We start from the raw sequence: 21,438 nt of genomic DNA, 5'->3' as shown, positions 1-21,438 counted from the left end.
TTGCTACGATGAATTGAGCATTCCGACGGAGACGGCCATGTCGAAGTCCTTGAGTCCCGAAGCGGTCGAAGCGTTGCGGCGTCTGAACGACGTCGGCGTCGGACAGACGGCGCCCGAAGTCGAGCAGTCCGTCGCGGCGGAGTTGCTGGCATGCGACCTCGTCGCCGAAGCGGGCAGCGGTGGGGTCGAAATCAACTGCAACGGCCGGCAGTATCTTTCCGGCGACTGCAATTGATCCGCTGATCGGCGGCCGGCCGCGCGGCCGGGGTGAAGAGCGAGGCGGCGCGTCGCGGGTGAGTCGCGCGCGTTCGTTTGCCCGCGATCAGCGAAACCACGGAGACGAACATGGAGCCGAAGGGCGTCGACATGGGCGACTATCAGGCGCGTTATGGCGACTATGACATCGAGGTGGCGGTCGAACAGGTGCTGACCGGCGTCAAGGCGCATTTCCGGGTGCTGCGCGACGATTCAACGGTGGTCGACTGGCAGCTCGTGCATATCGATAGCTTGTGGTCCACCGAGCATGCGGCCGCCGAGGCGGCTTTCAGTGCGGCGCGCGAGTTGATCGATGCGGGGCTGGCAAGCTAATGGCGGATAGCCGCGTCGCGACGCAACGGTGCCGGGCGCACTACAGCCGGCGTAAACGCAACTGGGCGCCGGCATCGATACTGCATGCGCGGCGCCCAGTTTGATCGCTGCCTGCAGAGGCAGCGGATCCGACGGTACTGCTACTGCTGGCGGCTTAGTGGCCGAAGTACACCGATTGCGGGCCCGACTTGGACTCGCTGCGCGAGCCCGATTGGGTCGACACGCTATTTACGCCACCGTACGCATTCGATTGCGCGTTGGCGCTTTCAGCAGCGACGGTCTGCGCGTTCTGGCCTTGTTGCGAAGCCGGCGCGCCAACCGACGGACGATAGTACGGCGCCGGACCATAGCCGCTTGCGAAAGCGGGAGCGGCGATCGAGGCGGAAGCGGCAACCAGCAGGGCGGCGATAAACTTGGTCTTCATGGTAGGACTCCGATAACGTTTCGACTGCATTTCAGGAAGATGTTGCAGGAGCCAGTGAACCAGGTGTCTGCAACGTCGATGGAAGGCAGTGTATACCCCTACTATCGAGAATTTGTGCCGATAATCTGAAATTACTATTCCCGATGAAGAAACAATCGTTCAGACGTAAGCGCGACAAGGCAGAGCGGTGATCCGGCCCTGCTGGCCAAGCGGTTTTCGAGGATAGCGAGGAGGCGGGAAGGGGTGATGCGGGCCGGAAGACCGCACGTTCATCATGGAAAACGCAGAAGGCTGCCAGCAAAACGAAAACGGCGTTGTGATTGCTCACAACGCCGTTTGCTTGAATTCTTTGGGGTGGCTGATGGGACTCGAACCCACGACGACAGGAATCACAATCCTGGACTCTACCAACTGAGCTACAGCCACCACTAACATCCGCTTGACTTGCTTTAAAAACCTGTCTCGCCGACGAAGAAACGAGATTATAGGGACTAGATCTGGCTTTGCCTAGTCCTTTATTCAAAAATTTCGAGGGGCTCGCGCAGATGCTGTCTCGCTTCGTCGAAGATGGTCAGATCGCGGGCTGCAAGCCGCTTGCTGTCGGACAAAACTCGCCGCCAACCGCGCGCGCCGGCTTCGCCGCGATACAGCCCGAGCGCATGGCGTGTGATCGCGCCGAGATAGGTGCCGCGCGCCATTTCGGTCGCGCAATACTCGATCAGTTTCGCTTCGACCTCATCGCGCGTCAGGGGCGCCTGCGTTGCCCCATAGAAGCGCGCGTCGACATCGGCGAGCACGTACGGGTTGTGATACGCCTCGCGCCCGAGCATCACGCCGTCGACGTGCTGAAGATGCGTGTCGACTTCGTCGAGCGTCTTGATGCCGCCGTTGATGATGATCTCCAACTGCGGAAAATCGCGCTTCAACTGATACGCGTAGTCGTACTTGAGCGGCGGAATCTCGCGGTTTTCCTTCGGGCTCAAGCCCTTCAGGATCGCGTTGCGCGCATGAACGATGAACACGTCGCAGCCGGCTTGCGCGATCGTGCCGACGAAATCGCGGACGAAGCCGTATTCCTCGACCGTATCGACGCCGATGCGGTGCTTGACCGTGACCGGCACCGATACGACGTCGCGCATCGCCTTCACGCAATCGGCGACGAGTTGCGGCTCGTTCATCAGGCATGCGCCGAACGCGCCGCGTTGCACGCGCTCGGACGGGCAGCCGCAATTCAGGTTGATTTCGTCATAGCCCCATTGCTCGCCGAGCTTTGCCGAACGCGCGAGATCGTCGGGCTCGCTGCCGCCGAGTTGCAGCGCGACTGGCGCTTCGTCGGGGTTGAACGCGAGATGACGCGGCACGTCGCCGTGCAGCAGCGCACCGGTCGTCACCATTTCCGTGTAAAGCCACGTATGGCGCGAAATCATTCGATGCAGCGAGCGGCAATGACGATCCGTCCAGTCCATCATCGGGGCAACGGACACGCGGCGGGGGCTGGGAGTGCGGGGTAAAGACATGGAACGGCCGAGCGGGCTTGAATCAAAACGATAATTTTACCGCAAGGCCAGAAAGTGCCGGGCGCGCTGGAGCCGTGTCACTGTTGCGACGGAGCGGGCACCGGTTCGTCGATGCATCAAGGCCTCAATGCCTGAATGCCTCAGTGTCCATGTCCCCCCATCCCGCCACCACCGGTCCACGCGCTGCCGCCGCCGTGCATGCCGCCGAATCCGCCGCCGTGCCATCCGCCGGCCCCCCCATGCCATCCGCCGTGCCCGCCGTGCCAACCACCGCCATGCCATCCGCCGCGACCGTGCCAATAGCCATGGCCGTAATAGCAGCACGGCCCGCCAAAACCGCCGTAGAAACCAATCGAGCCGTACACCGGCCCGTAGTAAGGCGGTCCGTACGCGTAGGGATAATAGGGTTGCGCATAGCCGTAGTCCGCTGGCGGCGCGACGGCGCATCCGGTGATGCTCGCTGCCACGGCCGCTAGCAGCGTCATCGATGCAATGAGCCTGGTCACGATTTTCTCCTTCACGTAAAACTCAGAAAAACCGCGCGCAATGGAGTTCGGCCGCGTTTGTGTCCGAGCGTTACCGGCGTCGGCGGTGCCGCTGGGCGCTTGGGGCTTCGACCATGCGAGCCGTTGCCGCGACGCTCAACCTTTCCGCCTATCTTCCCGCGTCTGACCGAACGGCGCTGCGGTAACACTTCGTTAACCATTCGAAACGCTACTCAAGGGCACCGCTGCTAACTTCCGTCGGACGATTCGTCTTTTGAGTCGCAAGCGATGCGACGCAGACGATCCGCTGCGGATCGACGTCGAGACGTTGAACAAAGCGGGCGCGGCGCAGTGGAGTGCTCTCGGCGCGGACCATCTGTCACCGCGCCTACGATCAGTTGATGGCCCACTAACGGCGTGTTTTTCCCCCGGGACGTGAGGCTCGAGATCGAATACGAGGAACTGGCCGACGATCTCGAGCCGAACGTGCGTCGCCTGCTCGCGCATCGCGGACTCGAGTGGGACGAACGTTGCCTCCTATTTCACGAGGCGACGCGGCCTGTGAGCGCTGCGAGTTCGGCGCAGGTGCGCCGGCCGTTGTATCGCACGTCGATGCGGCGCTGGCAGCCGCGACGCGGATTGCTCGAACCGCTATGGGAAGGCTTCGGCCCCGAGCTGGCGGCGGCCGGCGCTCAATGCGCGATCACCGACACGTGATGCAGCCACGGGTACACGCCGGCAATGAACGCCGCATAGATCGCCGCCATCGTCACGCCGGCGGCCGTGCCCCACACGTCGCGCGAGGCCGCGCCCTGGCGGAAATGCACGGGTAGTCCGACCACGACGTAGCCGATCACGAAGAACAGGATGACCGCACGCACCGGCGACAGATCGTGACCGATGAAGTCGAGCAACGCGGACAGGTTGAATTGCGACATGGACATACAGGCAGTCACGAAGGCGGGGGATCGCACGGCGCCGGAACACAAGGAAACAGTGGAGTGAACGATGACTGAACCACTTCACTATCGACGTTCCACAGCGCGACGACCTAAGCCGATTAAAGGCCATGCAATCGCGATCCGCAAGGAAAAAACCTGTCTGAATTCGGACTGCCCGACATTGCTTGCAGCCTGCCTGCGCCGCGACGTTCAGCGGGCTTGGCAACGCTTTCACGGAGACGGTTTCAACGCTCGTTGCGCTTCGGTTTGCGCAAGGGATCGAGCAGCGGTTTCAAACCGTTGTGATCGATCTCGTGCATCAACGCGAGCAGCCGGCCGATCTCGCCGGGCGGAAAGCCCTGGCTCGCGAACCAGTTCAAATAGTGGCCGGGCAGGTCGGCGATCACGCGGCCTTTATATTTCCCGTAGGGCATCACGCGCGTGACCAGCAATTCGAGGTGTTCGTGATTCATGGCAACGAAGTCATGATGAAGCGCGCCTCATGAGCGCAAAGCGTGTACTACGCAAATCGCCAGGCGGCGCAGCAACGCATGGCCCCGCATTCTAGCCTTGCTGCAGGTAATGCGCCGGCGTGGTAACGTCTGCGCTTTCCGTTCACCTCTTCAACAGGACAAGTTAGATGGAATACCGCAGACTCGGCGACTCCGACGTGCAGGTCAGCCTGATTGGTCTCGGCACGATGACGTGGGGCGAGCAGAACACCGAGCAGGAAGCACACGCGCAGATCGACTACGCGCTCGATCACGGCGTGAACCTGATCGACACCGCCGAAATGTATCCGGTGCCGCCGCGCGCCGAAACGCAAGGTTCGACGGAGCGCTACATCGGCACGTGGCTCGCGCAGCACAAGAGCGCGCGCGAGAAGATCGTGCTCGCCACCAAGATCGCGGGTCCCGCGCGTCAGCCGCACAATCCGCGCCATATTCGCGGCGAAGGCAACCAGTTCGACCGCAAGAACCTGACCGAGGCGCTCAACGACAGCCTCAAACGTCTGCAAACGGATTACGTCGATCTGTATCAGCTGCATTGGCCCGATCGCAGCACGATGACCTTCGGCCGTGCGTCATATCCGTGGGTCGACGACGCGTACACGGTGCCGATCGAGGAAACGCTGACTGTGCTCGCCGAATTCGTGAAGGCTGGCAAGGTGCGCCATCTCGGCGTGTCGAACGAAACGCCGTGGGGTGTCGCGCAATTTCTGCGCGCGGCCGAAAAGCTCGGCTTGCCACGCATCGTCAGCATCCAGAATCCGTACAGCCTGTTGAACCGCACGTACGAAGCGGGTCTGTCCGAGTACGCGCATCGCGACAACATCGGTCTGCTCGCGTACTCGCCGCTTGCGTTCGGCTGGCTGTCGGGCAAGTACGAAGGCGGCGCACGTCCGGCCGGCGCACGCATCACGCTGTTCGAGCGCTTCGCGCGCTACAGCAAGCCGCAAGCCGTGCAGGCGACCACCCGTTATGTCGAGCTCGCGAAGCGCCACGGCATGTCGCCCGCGCAATTCGCGCTCGCGTTCGTCAACAGCCGGCCGTTCGTGACCAGCAATCTGATCGGCGCGACGTCGCTCGAGCAGTTGAAGGAAAACATCGCGCGAGTGCGGACGTCAAGCTGTCGCCGGAAGTGCTTGCGGAAATCGACAAGCTGCACGAGCTGCAGCCGAATCCGGCGCCTTGATGTCGATGTCGAGGTAAGCGCGACACGCTTGCCGCGGTGGCCCCGGTCGAATGCCGGGGCGGCCGCGGCAGGCACAGCGAATCAATCGGCGCGAGCCGAACTCAAGTCGCGGCCTTTGCCGCATCCACTTCCTCGCGCTTTGCCGCAAGCGGCGAATTCTCGCCGAGATCCCAGAACAGTCCTGCCATCATCTGCAGGCCCTCGCGCACCACCGGGCCGAGAAGGTGCTCGTTCGGCGCATGCTGCGAGCAGGCCGGATAAGAATGCGGCACCCAGATCGTCGGCAGACCGAGCGTGTCGGCGAATACCTCGTTCGGCAGCGTGCCGCCGAGGTTCGGCAGCAGCGCGGTCTTCTTGCCGGTGGTCGCTTCGAGCGACGCTAGCGCCCATGTGACCCACGGATCGTCGGGATCGAGCCGTGTGGCCGGTGCGCCGCGTTCGACGTCGATTTCGACCAGCTGAAAGCCGTGCGCATCGAGATGCGCGCGCAGATGCTTGCCGAGATTTTCCCAATCCGTGCCGACCACGAAACGCAACTGGCAGACCGCGAACGCCGACGGCGGAATCGCGTTGACCGGGTTCTCCGGATTGCCCGCCTTGAAGGCCAGCACTTCGAAGCTGTTCCAGCCGAACACGCGTTCGGGCGCGGAAAGACCCGGCTCGCCCCAGTTGTCGTCGACGGTGGGGTCGCCAGGACCGTCGCCCACCGTGATGTCGGACAGCGCGCGGCGCACGGCTTCCGGGATCGGCGGCGGACGCAGGCCGTCGACTGCGATCACGCCGCGCGCATCGACGAGACTCGCGAGCGCGTTGGCGAGCACCGTTGCCGGATTGCGCAACAGGCCGCCCCAGTTGCCCGAGTGATGCGCGCCGTCGCGCAGGTTCAGCGACAGCTTGAAATTGACCGCGCCGCGCGAGCCGAGAAACACGGTCGGACGACGCGCGGCGAGACGCGGGCCGTCGGAGGCGATCAGCACGTCGGCGGCGAGTTCGTCGCGGTGCGCGCGGCAGATCGCATCGAGCCCCGGCGAGCCGGTTTCCTCGCCCATTTCGATCAGCAGCTTCGTGTTGAAGCCGAGTTTGCCGTCGCGCGCGGCGAGCGTGCACGCGAGCGCGGCGAGGTTGATCGAGTGCTGGCCTTTGTTGTCGGCAGTGCCGCGACCGAACCAGCGCTCGCCAACGACCGTCACCGCCCACGGCGTCAGCGGCGCGCGCCACTGGCTGTCGTAGCCGCGCACGACGTCGCCGTGGCCGTAGATCAGCACGGTCGGCAGATGATCGCCTTCGTGACGGTTCGCGATCAGGAACGGACCGAAACCGTCGACCGGGTTATCGACGATGCGCGTGCTGAAGCCGAGGCGCTCCGCTGCGGGCTGGATTTCGTTGGTCAGATAAGACCGCAGCAGCGCGCCGCGATCGCTTTCCTGGCTTTCGGTGCGAATACCGACGCGGCGGTTCAGGTCGGCGAGAAAAGCGCCGGATTCGAAGTGCCGGGTGGCAAGCTCGATGGCCTGGTGGCGGCTCATGTCGGTGTCTCCAATGCGGGGGATGGGCGAGGCGGCAGAGGGCCGCGGTCCGATGGCAGGGTCTTCGGGCGATTTGTCCGCGATCTCATTGCGATCGATTCTAGAAGCGCGTCATTTTTGTCACAATGATCATGTTTCGAAGCTTGCATTGCCGGAAAGGCAAAGCGTCGTCGCACCGTTGCAACCGATTCGATTGAGGCGTCCCGGATGGCACGTTCACTGCATGGCATCGCGTTGCGTTATTTCGTCGAAGTCGCGCGCAGCGGCTCGCTGAGCGACGCCTCCGAACGGCTGCATGTCGCGGTATCGGCGCTCAGCCGGCAGATCGCGCGGCTCGAGAGCGAACTCGGCGTCACGCTATTCGAGCGGCGTCCGCGCGGCATGGCGCTGTCCGAGGCGGGCGAGCGGCTGCTCGCGTACGCACAACGCAGCCTGCTGGAAGCCGAGCACGTGATGAAGGAGCTCAGCGGTCTCGCTAGCCTGCACGGCAGCCGGATCAAGATCGCGACCGCCGAGGGCTTCGCGGTCGACTTCCTGCCCGCCGCGATCGCGGATTTCCGCGCCGAGCATCCCGGCATCGATTTCACGTTGACTGTGATGTCGCCGGCCGACGCGACCCGGCATGTGCGCGACGGTGACGTCGATATCGCGTTGTCGTTCAGCCTCGCGCCGGAGAAGGGCGTCAAGGTCGAGCACACCGAACGCGCGCCGGTGTTCGTGCTGGTGCGCGCCGATCATCCGCTCGCGGCGCGCGCCAAGCTGTCGCTCGCCGAGGTGAGCCGTTATCCGCTGGTGTTGTCGGAGACCGGCACCACGCTTCGCCAGTTGATCGACATCACCTGTGCGCTCGAAGGCATCCTGCTCGAGCCGGATCTGATCTGCAACAACAGTGGCGCGAGTTATCGCTATGCGCAGAAGTCCGGCGCGATCATGTTCACGGGGCTGCTGTCGGTGCGCGACCGCTATGCGGCCGACGGCTTCGTCGTGATTCCGCTGACCGACCCGCAGATGCGCCAGCGCAATATCCAGGTGCAGACGATGGCGGGGCGCGAGTTGCCGCCGTCGGTGCGGGCGTTTCGCGACCATCTGATCGCACGGATCGCGGATCCGAAGCCGGCCGGGGCTCAGGCCTCGAAGGCGGACCGAGGGCGCGGCAAGCACACGCCGCGGCGCCCGCGAGCCGATGCATGAAATGCGACACATGCCACGCACTAAGCGGCAAATGTTCTCCCTGAATCCGAATCACGACCTAAACTGTGGTGGACGGCAAGGACGGCCCTGAGAAAACGACCCTGATAGTGCGCGCCACGATCAGGGGACACGGCAGAACAATGGCAGTCGAAGCGCGGACCGGCCGCGCAACGCGCGATGCTGCAATGCACACAAGCGGCAATAGATGCACCCAAAAAGAAACGCGGCGCGTCGTCTCGATGGCGCGTTGCCCACAACAGAGCGATAGGACCAACACATCCATGGCGCAACAGAAAACCAATCCGAAACTCGAGCAGGCGCTCACGCGCGGTGATCTCGCGATCCGCCAGGCAAATTCGGCGAGAGCGACCGCGCTGTTGCGTGCGCTCGCCAAGATGATCGTCGATGCGTCGGCGACCATCGGTGTGGAAGCCTTCACATTGATTCACGACGGCGACAAGATTTACGATCCCGCAGATGGTTTATGGCCGCAGGCGCTGCTGATCTCGCTCGACGGTCCGGTCGAGGATGCCGATCCCGACGAATTGCGCACGGTGCGGCTGATCGCGGACGATCCGGCCACCGTGTTCCGGGTCGAATGGCAGCGCGCCGATGGCAAGATCGGGCGTCACGAGGGCGGCCCGTTCGCGACGGTCGCATTCATCTCCGACGTCGACATTCCGTGGACCGATGACGAGGACTGAGCGCGCGACGATAGCAAACGCGCATAGCGACGACCGGCGCGCTCGGCTTACTTCATCATGCGGCGCCGAAACAGGATCGCCGACACGATAAAGCCGCCGACTGCATAAGCGGCCAGTACGCTCACATGCAGCGCCGCGTGCTCCATCGGCCGGCCGAGCATCGCCGGGCGCATCAGATCGACCGCATTGGCGAGCGGCAGCGCGGCGGTCACCGCTTGAGCGGGGCCGGGCAGCTGCGAGATCGGAAAGAACACGCCGGAGAGCAGCAGCATCGGCGTGAGCACGAGCGTCTGATAGAACATGAAAAAGTCGTACGACGGCGCGAGCGCCGTCACGATCATCGCGAGGCTCGCGAACGCGAGACCGGCCAGCACGATGACCGGCAGCGCGAGCAGCATCGACGGAAAACTCGCATAGCCGAGCGCGCCCGCCACCAGCATGATCGCCACTCCCGACAACACCGATTTGCTGGCGGCCCACACTACCTCGCCGAGCACGATATCGCCGAGCGTGAGCGGCGTATGCATGATCGCCTCCCACGTTCGCTGCACGTGCATGCGCGAAAAGCCCGAATACATCGACTCGAAGCTCGCCGACATCATCACGCTCGACGCCACCGTGCCCGCCGCGAGGAACGAGATATACGACACGCCGTCGACGTGCCCGACCATCAGCCCGAGCCCCAAGCCGAGACCGAACAGATAGATCATCGGATCAGCGAGGTTGCCGAACATCGACGCAATCGCGAGCTTCTTCCACACCAGATAGTTGCGGCGCCACACCGCGATCCAGTTCGTGGCATTGGCGGGGAAGGCGCCGAACGGCTCTTGCGCCGATGGCGTGTCGTCGTGGGTTTCGTAAGTGCGTGCGTCCATCAAGTTTCTCGCTGCGGGTTCAGTCCTGCATTTCGCGGCCGGTGAGCCGCAGAAACACATCTTCGAGATTCGCCGGCCGATGCAGATAGCGCAAATCCGCGCGCTGCTTCAGGCGCATATGCACGGGCTGCGCGTCGTACACGTAACAGAACAGTGTCTCGCCGCTGATCTCGGTGCGCTCGGCGAGCGGCGCGAGTTCGTCGCGCAATGCAAACGGATCGGGACCGTAGATCTCGATCACGTCGCAGCCGATCTCGGACTCGATCAGCTCGCGCGGCGCGCCTTCTGCGATCTTGCGTCCTTCCTCGATTATGCACAGTCGATGACAGAGCCGTTCGGCTTCTTCCATGAAGTGCGTGGTCAGCAGGATGGTCTTGCCGCGCGCGAGCAGCGATCTCAGTCGCTCCCAGATCAGATGGCGCGCTTGCGGGTCGAGACCGGTGGTCGGCTCGTCCATGATCAGCACGTCGGGATCGTTGATCAGCGCGCGCGCCAGCGTGAGGCGCCGCTTCATGCCGCCCGACAGTTCGCTCACGCGTGCGTCCGCCTTGTTCTCGAGGCGGGCGAATTCGAGCAGGCCCGGCACCGCCGCGCGACACTGCGCGGCGCTCAGACCGAAGTAGCGGCCGAACACGAGCAGATTTTCACGCACGGTGAAATCGGGATCGAGGTTGTCGAACTGCGGCACCACGCCCACGCGCGAGCGCGCGAGGCGCGCGCGGCCAGGGATCGGTTCGCCGCACAGGCGGATCGCGCCGGCGTCGGGCGCCGCGATGCCGAGCAGCATGCGCAGCGTCGTGGTCTTGCCGGCGCCGTTGGGGCCAAGCAGCCCGAAGCATTCGCCGGTGTTCACATGAAACGACAATCCGTCGACGACCGTTTTTTCGCCGTAGTTTTTCCTGACCTGATGGAATTCGATGGGGGCTGCGGGCATGACTCGAGCGAGGCTCCGGAAGAAGACATAACGTACGCGCAAGACACACAACATACCTGCGACGCACGCATTGCGCACAGGCCGCTTATTCTAGGGTATCGGCCACTGACGCGAGTGGGTGTCCGGGAACGCGTAATGCATGGGATGCGATGCGTTCGCATACGAACTTTTGCGGTGCCACAAACGTGTGCGAACACTGCTCCAGGTGGCCCAACGCTTGTGCAGACGGCTTCAGCACGCACCGACTATGCACTTAGCGTTTTCCATCCCTTGCAAGCCGAATTGCGGCGCACCATGATTGATTCAGACCGCGCTTTCCGCGGAATGGGAGAAGACAGATGGCGAGCTATCAGAAAATCCTGTTGTGCTACGACGGCTCGCGCGAAGGCCGCAAAGCCCTGCGTTGCGGCGCCGATCTGGCGTTGGACCTGAAGGCGGAAACGCATCTGCTGTCGGTAGTAGACATGCGTTCGAGCATCGCGCAAAGCGCGGGCTTATTGACCGATGTGGCCTGCGGAAGCTTCGAAAAAACGGCCCGCGAAATTCTGCAGGAGGGCGTGAACTGGCTGACCGAGCGAGGCGTGAACGCGCAGGGGCATTTCGCATTCGGTCATCCGATCGACGAGATCGCCAATCTTGCCAACGAGTTGCACGTCGACCTCGTGGTGGTGGGACATCGTTGCCGGACCGGTTTGTCGAGGTGGTGGATGGGGGCGGGCAACACGCCGCTGCTCGACCGCGTGTCGTGCAGCATTCTGGTGGCGTGCTCGTCCGCGCAGGAGCAGCAGCAGGCGGCCGCGGCGTAATACGAACAAACTTGACACGCGGCTGGCTTCAATGGCCAGCCCGCGCATCTCCGCAGTTCACGGCTTGAACCTCACTCGTTCAGATTGATCGCCGCGAGCTTCCACGTGACCAGACCTTCGCGACGGAAGATAGCCGAATAGTTCGCGTTGCCTTCCCCGCGGCGGTACGTGACCACAAACTCGTTGAGACTCCGATAGCCGGCCGTGCTTTGACGCCCGGGCGGTGGCGCGCTTGCGTGCGTGGTGGTGTCGCCCGCGGCCGATGCGGCCGGCGCTTCGCCGCCCGCGGCTGGCGGTGTTGACGGTTGCTCGCCCGGTGTGCCGCGCGGCGGCATGCCGTTCAGCAGTGCCGCGACGCCGTCGGGTGTCGCATAGGCATCGACGAGCGGGCCGATCAGTGTCACGCCGATCACCGCGCCGATCGTGGCCATCTTGTTGCCGGCATCCGCTTCGAGGCGGCGCGTCAGCATCGCGCCCACCTGCTGCTTCAGGCTATCGCGCAGCGCAGGGAAGTCGACGTACTGATTGACGGTTTGCACGTCACGCGCGTCTGCCGCGCGTTTGAGATTGTTCACCGCGAGATACGGCGACGCGTAAATAAACCCCAGCGCGGCAATCACGATCACCACGATCAGCGTGATCAGCAGCGGCCGGGTGGCGCTGCCCTGTGTGCGTTTCGGAATGGTCATCGAATGGGACTCCACGTCAGTGATGATCTAACGTCGACCACGGCGAGGTCGAAACGATCCCATCCCACGCGAATCTCTGAACATCCGAAGTGCTTATTGCATGCGTGCTCAGAATTCGCTCAGGCTTCGAACACCGCGCCGTGCACGTTGGCTTCGTCGGCTATGCAACGATCGATCATACGGCATACGGCGTCGACCGTGCCGACCATGATCAGTCGCGACGGTCCATGATAGACCCGCACCGGAGCGCGGCGCGCGGGCTCCGCGATATTCAGCGCCGAATTCAGCGATACGCGCGCAAACGCCGGCAACGACGACGGCAGACCGCAAGCTTCGGCAGGCACGTCGAACAGCGACGGCGTGCGCGCCGCGGGCGCCTCGATCGGCGCGCAAGGCGTGAGCTTGCGCAGATGGCGCAGACGGCCGAACTGGCGAAAAGGCAGCAGGCGGGCAAGGCGTTCCATGAGTCTCTCCAGACGATGCGGCTTGAATGCGCGGCGTAATGCGGGCGTCAATGCGGGCGTCAATGCGGGCGTTAATGCGGCTTGGTTCGGACAAACCGGCGCGAGCGGTCCGGCAATAAAGATCAGAACTCGCTGGGGCGAATCAGCCCGACCGCGATCCCTTCGAGCGCGAAATCCGCGCTGCCGGTTTCCACGAAGATGTTGTCGTAGTCGGGGTTTTCGGCGATCAGTTCGATGCCGTTCGGCCGGCGCTTCAGACGCTTGACCGTCACGTCGTCGCCAAGCCGCGCAATGATGATCTGGCCGTCTTTCGCTTCGCTGCGCTTTTGCACCGCGAGCAGGTCGCCGTCGAGAATGCCGGCGTCGCGCATCGACAGGCCGCGCACCTTCAGCAGGTAGTCGGGCTTGCTCGAGAACAGCGCCGGGTCGCACGCGTAGTGCTGCGAGATATGTTCCTGCGCGAGGATCGGGCTACCCGCCGCGACCCGGCCGATCAGCGGCAATGACAACTGCATCAGGCCCGCATGCGGCAGCGTGAACTGGTGCGGCGCATCCTCCTGCCCGGACAGCAGGCGGATGCCGCGCGACGCGCCGGCCGCGAGTTCGATCACGCCCTTGCGCGCCAGCGCGCGCAGATGCTCTTCCGCGGAATTGGCCGAGCTGAAACCGAGTTCGGCGGCAATTTCCGCGCGAGTGGGCGGGAAGCCGGTGCGTTCGATCGCGCGGCGGATCAGATCGAAAACCTGCTGCTGTCGTGCGGTGAGTTTGGTCATGGCCACTGTATGTATGAACAGGTGACTGTATTTTTATACAGTATTCGGCGCATTTCAAGCTTTACTTTAAGTTCGACACAAGGGGCGCGCTGGGGCGTCGTTTATCGGCGACATGGCGACGATTTCGGCGTCTGAACAGCCGGCGCGTCTGCCGTTACCACTTTTGGGCATTAAAAAATGAAGAAACATTATTTTTAATGATGAAAGCCCTTCGATAGACTGGCTTCCAGTTAGCGCTCATGTGCACGTGACCGCGACGCAAAACAACACCACACGCTAAACAGCGGACACCACGCGGAGAAAGGTTGAAATGAACCATCGGCATATGGGGCTTGCGGCTCGGACCAGAAAACTGATCACGGCGCTTGCCGTCGGCGCGGCGGGTACGCTCGGCATGTTGGACGCAAGCGGCGTCGCGCACGCCGACACCACGCTGCTGAACGTGTCCTACGATCCGACGCGCGAGCTATATCAGGACATCAATCAGGCATTCGGCAAAGAATGGAAGGCCAAGACCGGCGAAGCCGTCACCTTCAAGCAGTCGCACGGCGGCTCGGGCGCGCAGGCTCGCTCGGTGGTCGACGGTCTGCAGGCCGACGTCGTGACGCTCGCGCTCGCATATGACATCGACGCCATCGCGAACAAGGGGCTCGTCGACAAGAACTGGCAGAAGCGTCTGCCGGACAACGCCTCGCCGTACACGTCGACGATCGTGTTTCTGGTGCGCAAGGGCAACCCGAAGCACATCAAGGATTGGGACGATCTGGTGAAGCCGGGCGTGTCGATCGTGACGCCGAATCCGAAGACCTCGGGCGGCGCGCGCTGGAACTACCTGGCCGCGTGGGCGTACGCCGAGCATCAGCCGGGCGGCAACGACCAGAAGGCCAAGGAGTTCGTCAGCAAGCTGTACAAGAACGCCGGCGTGCTCGATTCGGGCGCGCGCGGCGCGACCACCAGCTTCGTGCAGCGCGGTATCGGCGATGTGCTGATCGCGTGGGAAAACGAGGCGTTTCTGTCGGTGAAGGAGTTCGGTCCGGACAAGTTCGAGATCGTGGTGCCGACGGTGAGCATCCTGGCCGAGCCACCGGTCGCGGTGGTCGACAAGGTCGTCGACAAACACGGCACGCGCAAGCTGGCCGACGCGTATCTGAACTTCCTGTATAGCGAGGAAGGGCAGGAGATCGCCGCGCGCAATTTCTATCGTCCGCGTTCGAACAAGGTGCCGGCCGATCTGACCGCGAAGTTTCCGAAGCTGAAGCTGTACACGATCGACGATTCGTTCGGCGGCTGGACCAACGCGCAGAAGACCCATTTCGCGGACGGCGGCGTGTTCGATTCGATTTATCAGCCGCAGTAACAGCATCGCCTGAAGCACGGGCACAGGCAACAAGGGCGCGCCCAATGGGCGCGCTTTCGGCTAACCGGGACCCGGCGGCCAGCAGGGCGGTAGTACTGCAACACCGCAACACCGCAACACGAACAACCGCGCGAGCATCAACCATGAACGAGTATCCAGCATGACCACGTTGACCTTCCGCAAGCCGAGCGCATTGCCCGGCTTTGGCCTGACACTCGGCATCACGGTGGCTTATTTGAGCCTCGTGGTGCTGATTCCATTGGCGGCGACCTTTCTGAAAACCGCGACGCTCGACTGGGACCAGTTCGTGCGCGCGGTGACGTCGCCGCGCGTGCTCGCGTCGTATCGGCTGACGTTCTTCTCGGCGCTCGGCGGCGCGCTGATCAACGCGGTGTTCGGCTTTCTCGTCGCGTGGGTGCTGGTGCGCTACACGTTTCCGTTCAAGCGCATCGTCGATGCGGTCGTCGATCTGCCGTTCGCGCTGCCCACCTCGGTCGCGGGCATTTCGCTCGCGGCAGTGTATGCGGGTAACGGCTGGATCGGCCAGTTCCTCGCGCCGCTCGGCATCAAGATCGCGTTCACGCCGGTCGGTGCGCTGGTCGCGCTGACGTTCATCGGCCTGCCGTTCGTCGTGCGCACGGTGCAGCCGGTGCTCGAGGAGTTCGAGCGCGAGCAGGAAGAGGCGGCCGCGTGCCTCGGCGCGTCGCGCTGGCTCACGTTTCGCCGCGTCGTGCTGCCGGCCGTGTCCCCGGCGCTCTTGACCGGCTTCGCGCTCGCCTTCGCGCGCGCGCTCGGCGAATACGGCTCGGTGATCTTCATCGCCGGCAATGTACCGATGAAGTCGGAGATCACGTCGCTCCTGATCATCACGAAGCTCGAGCAATACGACTATGCGGGCGCGACGGCGCTCGCGGTCGTGATGCTGGTCGTGTCGTTCCTGATGCTGCTGCTGATCAACACGCTGCAGTGGTGGCTGCAGCGGCGCACGAGCCGCGGCAATGCGGGGCCGGCGCCAGTGGCCACGAGCGTCGCGGCAATCGGTGGAGGTGTGCAATGAGCCGTCTTCCGACCATCCCGGCGAGCGGTGCGCGCCGCCCCGATCCGGTCAGCGAACCGCCCGTCGTGCGCTGGCTGCTGATCGGCGTCGCACTGCTGTTTCTCGCGCTGTTTCTGGTCGTGCCGCTCGCCGCGGTGTTCTATCAGGCGCTGAATAAGGGGTTGCGCTTTTACTTCGAAGCGCTCGCCGATCCGGATGCGCTGTCGGCGATCAAGCTCACGTTGCTCACCGCGTCGATCGCTGTGCCGCTTAACCTCGTGTTCGGCCTCGCGGCGTCGTGGTGTATCGCGAAGTTCGACTTCCGCGGCAAGGCACTGCTGACCACGCTGATCGATCTGCCGTTTTCGGTGTCGCCGGTGATCTCCGGTCTGATCTACGTGCTGATGTTCGGCGCGCAGGGCTGGTTCGGCCCGTGGCTCGAAGATCACAACGTGCAGATCATCTTCGCGGTGCCGGGCATCGTGCTCGCGACGATCTTCGTCACGTTCCCGTTCGTCGCGCGCGAACTGATTCCGCTGATGCAGGCGCAGGGCAACGACGAGGAAGAAGCCGCGCACGTGCTCGGCGCATCGGGCTGGCAGACGTTCCGTCGTGTGACGCTGCCGAACGTCAAGTGGGGCCTGCTGTACGGCGTGATTCTGTGCAATGCGCGCGCGATGGGCGAGTTCGGTGCGGTGTCGGTGGTGTCCGGCCATATTCGCGGGCAGACCGACACGATGCCGCTGCACGTCGAAATCCTCTACAACGAGTACAACTTCTCGGCCGCGTTCGCCGTGGCCTCGCTGCTCGCGCTGCTGGCGCTGGTCACGCTGGGGCTCAAGCTGCTGGCCGAGCGTCATATGTCGGCGGAACTGTCGGCGGCGCGTGAGCTGCCCGCGCATGCGGGGCCGGCGCCGGCCGGGGCGTCACAGGCCAATAGCGCACAGTCCGCTTCTCATTCGTTTTTCGTCAACGCCACGCCTGCGTCGCAGCGACATCCGCTCAAGCAAGGAGAGCTGTAAATGGGTATCACCGTTCGTAACCTGCAAAAGCGCTTCGGCGATTTCGTCGCGCTCGACAACGTGTCGCTCGACTTTCCGCCTGGCGAACTCGTCGCGCTGCTCGGGCCGTCGGGTTGCGGCAAGACGACCCTGCTGCGCGTGATCGCCGGCCTCGAATACGCGGACGGCGGCCAGGTCGAGCTGCAAGGTCAGGACGTCGCGGCGGTCGGCGCGCGCGAGCGCGAGGTGGGCTTCGTGTTTCAGCATTACGCGCTGTTCCGTCATATGACGGTATTCGAGAACGTCGCGTTCGGCCTGCGTGTGAAGCCTCGCAAGGAACGTCCGTCGGAGAAGGTGATTCGCGAGAAGGTGCATGAACTGCTGAAGCTCGTGCAACTCGATTGGCTCGCGCAACGCTATCCGTCGGAGCTGTCCGGTGGTCAGCGGCAACGCATCGCGCTTGCGCGCGCGTTGGCCGTCGAGCCGAAGGTGCTGCTGCTCGACGAGCCGTTCGGCGCGCTCGACGCGAAGGTGCGCAAGGAACTGCGCAGCTGGCTGCGCCGCTTGCACGACGATCTGCATATCTCGACGATCTTCGTCACGCACGATCAGGAAGAGGCACTCGAAGTGGCCGATCGCATCGTCGTGCTCAATCGCGGCCATGTCGAGCAGGTGGGCAGCCCGCAGGACGTGTACGACCATCCGCAGACGCCGTTCGTCTACGAGTTTCTCGGCGCGGCGAACCGTCTGCATGGCAACGTCGATGGGCAAGGCTTCGTCGTCGATGGCGCCGCGCTGCCGGTCGCGATCACGGCGGGTTTCAGCGGTCCGGCGTTCGCCTACGTGCGGCCGCATGACCTGCAACTGTATCCGCAGACGGCCGGGCATCGCGACGGCATCGTCGTCGACGTGCGGCGCGTGGTGACGCTCGGCGGCTCGGTGCGCGTCGAGCTCGCCGGTCGCGCGGGCAATCTGCTCGAAGCCGAACTCGATCGCGAAACGTGGCGTGATCTGCAACTCGCGGTCGGCGACGGCGTGACCGCGGTGCCGCGCGCGCTGCGGGTGTTTCCGGCGCAGTGAGATGGCGGCGCCGCCGTGCGGCGCTCGAAGCAGGAGAGAAACGTATCGGCCGTACCGAGTGGTTCCATTTGGCATTTGGCGGCTCTAATAACTCAACTCTGGCAGAACCGGAGACATATCGATGAATTTCCAGCAATTGCGCTTCGTGCGCGAGGCCGTGCGGCAGAACATGAATCTGACCGAAGTGGCGAACGTGCTGTACACGTCGCAGTCGGGCGTGTCCAAGCAGATCAAGGATCTCGAGGACGAACTCGGCGTCGACATTTTCATTCGCCGCGGCAAGCGGCTGACGGGCCTCACCGAACCGGGCAAGGCCGTGCATCAGCTGATCGAGCGGATGCTGCTCGATGCGGAGAATCTGCGCCGCGTCGCGCGTCAGTACGCGGACCAGGACAGCGGCCACCTCGTCGTCGCGACCACCCACACGCAGGCACGCTACGCGCTGCCGAAGGTGGTTCGACAGTTCACGTCGGTGTTCCCGAAAGTGCATCTGGCGCTGCGTCAGGGCAGCCCGCAGCAGATCGCGCAGATGATCATCAACGGCGAGGCCGATATCGGCATCTCGACCGAGGCGCTCGACCGCTTCCCCGACATCGTCACGTTCCCGTGCTATTCGTGGCATCACGTGGTGGTGGTGCCGAAGGATCATCCGCTGGTCGGCCGTGAAAACCTGACGCTCGACGAGATCGCCGAATTCCCGATCGTCACTTACGACCAGGACTTCACGGGCCGCTCGCATATCGACCAGGCATTCGCGAAAGCAGGCGCATTGCCCGACGTCGTGCTGACCGCGATCGACGCCGACGTGATCAAGACCTACGTCGAGCTCGGCATGGGCATCGGCGTGGTCGCGGCGATGGCCTACGATCCGAAGCGCGACACCGAACTCGTCGCGCTCGATACGCAGCATCTGTTCGAGGCGAGCACGACGCGCGTCGGCTTGCGCAAGGGCGCGTTCCTGCGTGCGTACGCGTATCGGCTGATCGAGATGTTCGCGCCGCAATTGAGCGAGACCGATATCGCGGCGCAGTTGCGCGAGGCCGCTTAAGCCTCGCGCTTTCACGCATGGCGGCGCGCGGCGCATCGCTTACAATCGCCGCCATGAATACCTCGACTTCCTCTCTCCCGACTCCTCCCAGCACGCCGGGCTCCACTTCCTCGTTGCCATGCATCGCCGTGCTCGCGACCGGCGGCACGATCGCCGGCGCGGCAGCGGACGCCGCCAACACGTCCGGCTATCAGGCGGGCGTCGTCGGCGTCGATCAGTTGCTCGCGGCGGTGCCGGCGCTGTCGACGGTCGCGCGGATCGCGCCGGAGCAGATCGCCAGCGTCGATAGCAAGGACATGGCGCTGCCGCTGTGGACCACACTCGCGCAACGTATCAACACGCTGCTCGCGAGCGACGACGTCGACGGCGTGGTCGTCACGCACGGCACCGACACGCTCGAAGAAACCGCCTACCTGCTGCATCTGACCGTCAAGTCGGACAAGCCAGTCGTGCTGACCGCGGCGATGCGGCCGGCGTCGGCGCTATCGGCCGATGGTCCGTTGAATCTACTGAACGCGGTGACGGTCGCGGCGCATGCGGCTTCGCGCGGGCAGGGCGTGCTGGTCGCGTTCAACAACCGCATTCACAGCGCGCGCGACGTCGTGAAGACGAGCACCTATGCGGTCGACGCGTTCCAGTCGCCGGAAATCGGTGCGCTCGGTTGGGTGCAGGATGGCCGCGTCGAGATTCAGCGCGGCGTGGTGCGCGCGCATACGCTTGCGAGCGAGTTCGCGATCGATACGGCGTGGCCGCACGTGGAGATCGTCGCGAGCTATGCGGGCGTGTCGCGCATTGCCGTCGATGCGCTCATCGCCGCGGGCGTGCGCGGCATCGTCGTCGCGGGCACGGGTAATGGCTCGTTCCATCAGGCGCTGCAGCAGGCGCTCGCCGAGGCGGTGTCGCGCGGTATCGCGGTGGTGCGCTCGTCGCGTGTCGGCTCGGGGCATGTGATGCGCAACGGCGCCGCCGCCGACGACGCGCTCGGCTTCGTCAGCGCGGGTACGCTGAATCCGTACAAGGCGCGCGTGCTGTTGATGCTGGCGCTGGCAGCGGGCCATACGGCGCCGGCTGCGTTGCAGAAGGTGTTCGATACATACTGATTGACGAATCCGACAGCTGGACACCCGACGACGACGTCTGACCGACCAAGGCTTCCTCGGCGTCGCCGGGTGCCGCTGCGGACCCCACTTGCCGCTCTCAGCCCAGAGCGGCGCGATTTGCCCGTTCCACCGCGCCAGCAGCCGAAGCCGCCGGGCGACGAACGGGCGCCCCACCTGTGCTCATCATTACCGCGCGGATGCCGAAGCCGCCATCAGCGCAGTCGACGACGAGCTCAATCACACAGGAACCACGAAGGCAGACCTCAGGCCGCCTTCGCCTCCTTGCTATCCGGCGTTTGCGCGACCTCGTGATTCGCCATGATCTCGAGCGCGCGCACCATCGCCGAGTGATCCCATGCCTTGCCGCCGTTTGCCGCGCACACGCTGAACAACTGCTGCGCGCTCGCGGTATGCGGCAGCGCGATGCCAAGCTTGCGCGCGCCATCGAGCGCGAGATTCAGGTCCTTCTGATGCAGCTCGATCCGAAAACCCGGATTGAAGGTGCGCTTCGTCATGCGCTCGCCATGCACTTCGAGAATCCGCGATGACGCGAAACCGCCCATCAACGCGCGGCGCACGCGCTCCGGATCGGCGCCCGAGCGCGACGCGAACAGCAGCGCTTCCGCGACCGCTTCGATGTTCAGCGCGACGATGATCTGGTTCGCGACCTTGCAGGTCTGACCCGCGCCGTTCTCGCCGATCAGCGAGATGTTCCTGCCCATCAGCTCGAACAGCGGCTTGGCTAAAGCAAAGGCCTTCTCGGGACCGCCGACCATGATCGTCAGCGACGCGTCGCGTGCGCCGATTTCGCCACCGGACACCGGCGCATCGAGATAGTCGACGCCGAGCGCGGTGATCTTCTTCGCGAACGCCTGGGTGTCGAGCGGCGAGATCGAGCTCATGTCGATCACGAGCTTGCCTCTGCTGAGGCCGGCGGCAACGCCGTCGTCGGCGAACAGCACGTTGGCGACGTCAGGCGTGTCCGGCACCATGATGATGACGATGTCGGCGGCCTGCGCGACCGCGGTCGAACTGGCCACCACGCTCGCGCTCTTCGCGATGTCGTCCGGCACTGGATACGCGCCGTTCACGAACAACGAGTGACCGCCCTTGATGAGGTTGCGCGCCATGTGCGCGCCCATGATGCCGAGCCCGATGAAGCCGATCTTTGCCATGTGTGAATCTCCAGGGTTATAGGGGGCGT

24 protein-coding genes, 1 tRNA gene and 1 pseudogene are annotated in these 21,438 nt (G+C 64.1%); 13 read left to right on the top strand and 13 right to left on the bottom strand.

What is annotated here, in order from left to right:
- Positions 1 to 37 precede the first annotated feature (37 nt).
- Together QFZ91_RS07755 and QFZ91_RS07750 are read left to right on the top strand one after the other, a co-directional pair.
- A complete protein-coding gene (locus QFZ91_RS07755) occupies positions 38 to 235 on the top strand; it encodes a hypothetical protein (RefSeq protein ID WP_368717901.1) in 198 nt (65 codons plus the stop codon).
- 110 nt (positions 236 to 345) lie between these two features.
- Positions 346 to 588, top strand: coding sequence for a DUF6566 family protein (locus QFZ91_RS07750; RefSeq protein ID WP_368717902.1), 243 nt, complete (start codon positions 346 to 348; stop codon positions 586 to 588).
- Positions 589 to 742: 154 nt separating this feature from the next.
- On the opposite strand, the gene QFZ91_RS07745 is transcribed toward QFZ91_RS07750, so the two are convergent.
- The 4 genes from QFZ91_RS07745 to QFZ91_RS07730 form a co-directional block, all read right to left on the bottom strand.
- Complete coding sequence (locus QFZ91_RS07745) at positions 743 to 1,012, bottom strand: hypothetical protein (protein ID WP_176377905.1); 270 nt, start codon at positions 1,010 to 1,012, stop codon at positions 743 to 745.
- A gap of 350 nt (positions 1,013 to 1,362) precedes the next feature.
- A tRNA-His gene (locus QFZ91_RS07740) sits at positions 1,363 to 1,438 on the bottom strand.
- Between the two features lie 89 nt (positions 1,439 to 1,527).
- Positions 1,528 to 2,529, bottom strand: coding sequence for a tRNA dihydrouridine(20/20a) synthase DusA (gene dusA / locus QFZ91_RS07735; protein ID WP_429566853.1), 1,002 nt, complete (start codon positions 2,527 to 2,529; stop codon positions 1,528 to 1,530).
- A 140-nt stretch (positions 2,530 to 2,669) separates the two neighbouring features.
- On the bottom strand, positions 2,670 to 3,035 hold the full coding sequence (locus tag QFZ91_RS07730; protein WP_176377903.1) for a hypothetical protein: 366 nt from the start codon (positions 3,033 to 3,035) through the stop codon (positions 2,670 to 2,672).
- Between the two features lie 396 nt (positions 3,036 to 3,431).
- Between QFZ91_RS07730 and QFZ91_RS07725 the strand changes: the two genes are divergently transcribed.
- The gene (locus QFZ91_RS07725) at positions 3,432 to 3,731 is read left to right on the top strand and encodes a hypothetical protein (protein ID WP_429566852.1); all 300 of its coding nucleotides are present in this window, start codon (positions 3,432 to 3,434) and stop codon (positions 3,729 to 3,731) included.
- Here the strand turns inward: QFZ91_RS07725 and QFZ91_RS07720 are convergent.
- Together QFZ91_RS07720 and QFZ91_RS07715 are read right to left on the bottom strand one after the other, a co-directional pair.
- Positions 3,707 to 3,952: a hypothetical protein gene (locus tag QFZ91_RS07720; protein WP_176367880.1), complete on the bottom strand. Its 246-nt coding sequence runs from the start codon at positions 3,950 to 3,952 to the stop codon at positions 3,707 to 3,709. The two genes, QFZ91_RS07725 and QFZ91_RS07720, sit on opposite strands and share 25 nt — an antisense overlap.
- Positions 3,953 to 4,200: 248 nt before the next feature.
- On the bottom strand, positions 4,201 to 4,428 hold the full coding sequence (locus tag QFZ91_RS07715; RefSeq protein ID WP_429566851.1) for a DUF3820 family protein: 228 nt from the start codon (positions 4,426 to 4,428) through the stop codon (positions 4,201 to 4,203).
- A 167-nt stretch (positions 4,429 to 4,595) separates the two neighbouring features.
- On the opposite strand from QFZ91_RS07715, the pseudogene QFZ91_RS07710 reads away from it, so the two are divergent.
- Positions 4,596 to 5,650: pseudogene (locus tag QFZ91_RS07710) on the top strand (NADP(H)-dependent aldo-keto reductase).
- A gap of 101 nt (positions 5,651 to 5,751) precedes the next feature.
- Here the strand turns inward: QFZ91_RS07710 and QFZ91_RS07705 are convergent.
- Positions 5,752 to 7,176 carry a M20 family metallopeptidase gene (locus tag QFZ91_RS07705; RefSeq protein WP_429566850.1) on the bottom strand — a complete coding sequence of 475 codons (1,425 nt, stop codon included), beginning with the start codon at positions 7,174 to 7,176 and terminating at the stop codon, positions 5,752 to 5,754.
- Between the two features lie 207 nt (positions 7,177 to 7,383).
- Between QFZ91_RS07705 and QFZ91_RS07700 the strand changes: the two genes are divergently transcribed.
- Together QFZ91_RS07700 and QFZ91_RS07695 are read left to right on the top strand one after the other, a co-directional pair.
- Positions 7,384 to 8,367, top strand: a complete 984-nt coding sequence (locus QFZ91_RS07700; RefSeq protein ID WP_429566849.1) for a LysR family transcriptional regulator — start codon at positions 7,384 to 7,386, stop codon at positions 8,365 to 8,367.
- A 281-nt stretch (positions 8,368 to 8,648) separates the two neighbouring features.
- A complete protein-coding gene (locus QFZ91_RS07695; protein ID WP_013089291.1) occupies positions 8,649 to 9,071 on the top strand; it encodes a hypothetical protein in 423 nt (140 codons plus the stop codon).
- A gap of 47 nt (positions 9,072 to 9,118) precedes the next feature.
- On the opposite strand, the gene QFZ91_RS07690 is transcribed toward QFZ91_RS07695, so the two are convergent.
- Both QFZ91_RS07690 and nodI read right to left on the bottom strand, forming a co-directional pair.
- The gene (locus QFZ91_RS07690) at positions 9,119 to 9,946 is read right to left on the bottom strand and encodes an ABC transporter permease (protein ID WP_429566848.1); all 828 of its coding nucleotides are present in this window, start codon (positions 9,944 to 9,946) and stop codon (positions 9,119 to 9,121) included.
- A 19-nt stretch (positions 9,947 to 9,965) separates the two neighbouring features.
- Positions 9,966 to 10,880 (bottom strand): nodulation factor ABC transporter ATP-binding protein NodI, encoded by a 915-nt coding sequence (gene nodI / locus QFZ91_RS07685; protein WP_429566847.1) that lies wholly within the window; start codon positions 10,878 to 10,880, stop codon positions 9,966 to 9,968.
- 338 nt (positions 10,881 to 11,218) lie between these two features.
- On the opposite strand from nodI, the gene QFZ91_RS07680 reads away from it, so the two are divergent.
- Positions 11,219 to 11,686 carry a universal stress protein gene (locus QFZ91_RS07680; RefSeq protein ID WP_013089294.1) on the top strand — a complete coding sequence of 156 codons (468 nt, stop codon included), beginning with the start codon at positions 11,219 to 11,221 and terminating at the stop codon, positions 11,684 to 11,686.
- A 71-nt stretch (positions 11,687 to 11,757) separates the two neighbouring features.
- Here the strand turns inward: QFZ91_RS07680 and QFZ91_RS07675 are convergent, their stop codons facing one another.
- The 3 genes from QFZ91_RS07675 to lexA form a co-directional block, all read right to left on the bottom strand.
- Entirely contained in the window at positions 11,758 to 12,375 is a 618-nt protein-coding gene (locus QFZ91_RS07675) for a DUF2939 domain-containing protein (protein WP_429566846.1), read from the bottom strand.
- A 119-nt stretch (positions 12,376 to 12,494) separates the two neighbouring features.
- Positions 12,495 to 12,839: a hypothetical protein gene (locus QFZ91_RS07670; RefSeq protein ID WP_176367783.1), complete on the bottom strand. Its 345-nt coding sequence runs from the start codon at positions 12,837 to 12,839 to the stop codon at positions 12,495 to 12,497.
- 122 nt (positions 12,840 to 12,961) lie between these two features.
- Positions 12,962 to 13,612 carry a transcriptional repressor LexA gene (gene lexA, locus QFZ91_RS07665; protein WP_008922406.1) on the bottom strand — a complete coding sequence of 217 codons (651 nt, stop codon included), beginning with the start codon at positions 13,610 to 13,612 and terminating at the stop codon, positions 12,962 to 12,964.
- A gap of 310 nt (positions 13,613 to 13,922) precedes the next feature.
- Here lexA and QFZ91_RS07660 point away from each other — a divergent pair, with 310 nt between their 5' ends.
- The 6 genes from QFZ91_RS07660 to QFZ91_RS07635 all read left to right on the top strand — a co-directional run bounded on the left by QFZ91_RS07660 (position 13,923) and on the right by QFZ91_RS07635 (position 20,234).
- Positions 13,923 to 14,969, top strand: coding sequence for a sulfate ABC transporter substrate-binding protein (locus QFZ91_RS07660; protein ID WP_429566845.1), 1,047 nt, complete (start codon positions 13,923 to 13,925; stop codon positions 14,967 to 14,969).
- Positions 14,970 to 15,129: 160 nt separating this feature from the next.
- Positions 15,130 to 16,026, top strand: a complete 897-nt coding sequence (gene cysT / locus QFZ91_RS07655; RefSeq protein ID WP_429566844.1) for a sulfate ABC transporter permease subunit CysT — start codon at positions 15,130 to 15,132, stop codon at positions 16,024 to 16,026.
- Positions 16,023 to 17,027 (top strand): sulfate ABC transporter permease subunit CysW, encoded by a 1,005-nt coding sequence (cysW, locus tag QFZ91_RS07650; protein WP_429566843.1) that lies wholly within the window; start codon positions 16,023 to 16,025, stop codon positions 17,025 to 17,027. The genes cysT and cysW overlap by 4 nt, the downstream gene beginning before the upstream one ends.
- Positions 17,028 to 18,086: a sulfate/molybdate ABC transporter ATP-binding protein gene (locus QFZ91_RS07645; RefSeq protein ID WP_429566842.1), complete on the top strand. Its 1,059-nt coding sequence runs from the start codon at positions 17,028 to 17,030 to the stop codon at positions 18,084 to 18,086.
- Positions 18,087 to 18,207: 121 nt separating this feature from the next.
- Positions 18,208 to 19,134 carry a CysB family HTH-type transcriptional regulator gene (locus tag QFZ91_RS07640; RefSeq protein ID WP_013089301.1) on the top strand — a complete coding sequence of 309 codons (927 nt, stop codon included), beginning with the start codon at positions 18,208 to 18,210 and terminating at the stop codon, positions 19,132 to 19,134.
- Positions 19,135 to 19,187: 53 nt separating this feature from the next.
- A complete protein-coding gene (locus tag QFZ91_RS07635; RefSeq protein WP_429566841.1) occupies positions 19,188 to 20,234 on the top strand; it encodes an asparaginase in 1,047 nt (348 codons plus the stop codon).
- A 263-nt stretch (positions 20,235 to 20,497) separates the two neighbouring features.
- Here QFZ91_RS07635 and QFZ91_RS07630 read toward each other — a convergent pair whose 3' ends face one another.
- Positions 20,498 to 21,409: a 2-hydroxy-3-oxopropionate reductase gene (locus QFZ91_RS07630; RefSeq protein WP_429566840.1), complete on the bottom strand. Its 912-nt coding sequence runs from the start codon at positions 21,407 to 21,409 to the stop codon at positions 20,498 to 20,500.
- Between the last annotated feature and the right edge of the window lie 29 nt (positions 21,410 to 21,438).

This window comes from Paraburkholderia sp. JPY419, from assembly GCF_050435705.1.
Lineage (GTDB): Bacteria > Pseudomonadota > Gammaproteobacteria > Burkholderiales > Burkholderiaceae > Paraburkholderia > Paraburkholderia youngii.
This window is presented reverse-complemented; position numbering and strand designations above follow the sequence as displayed.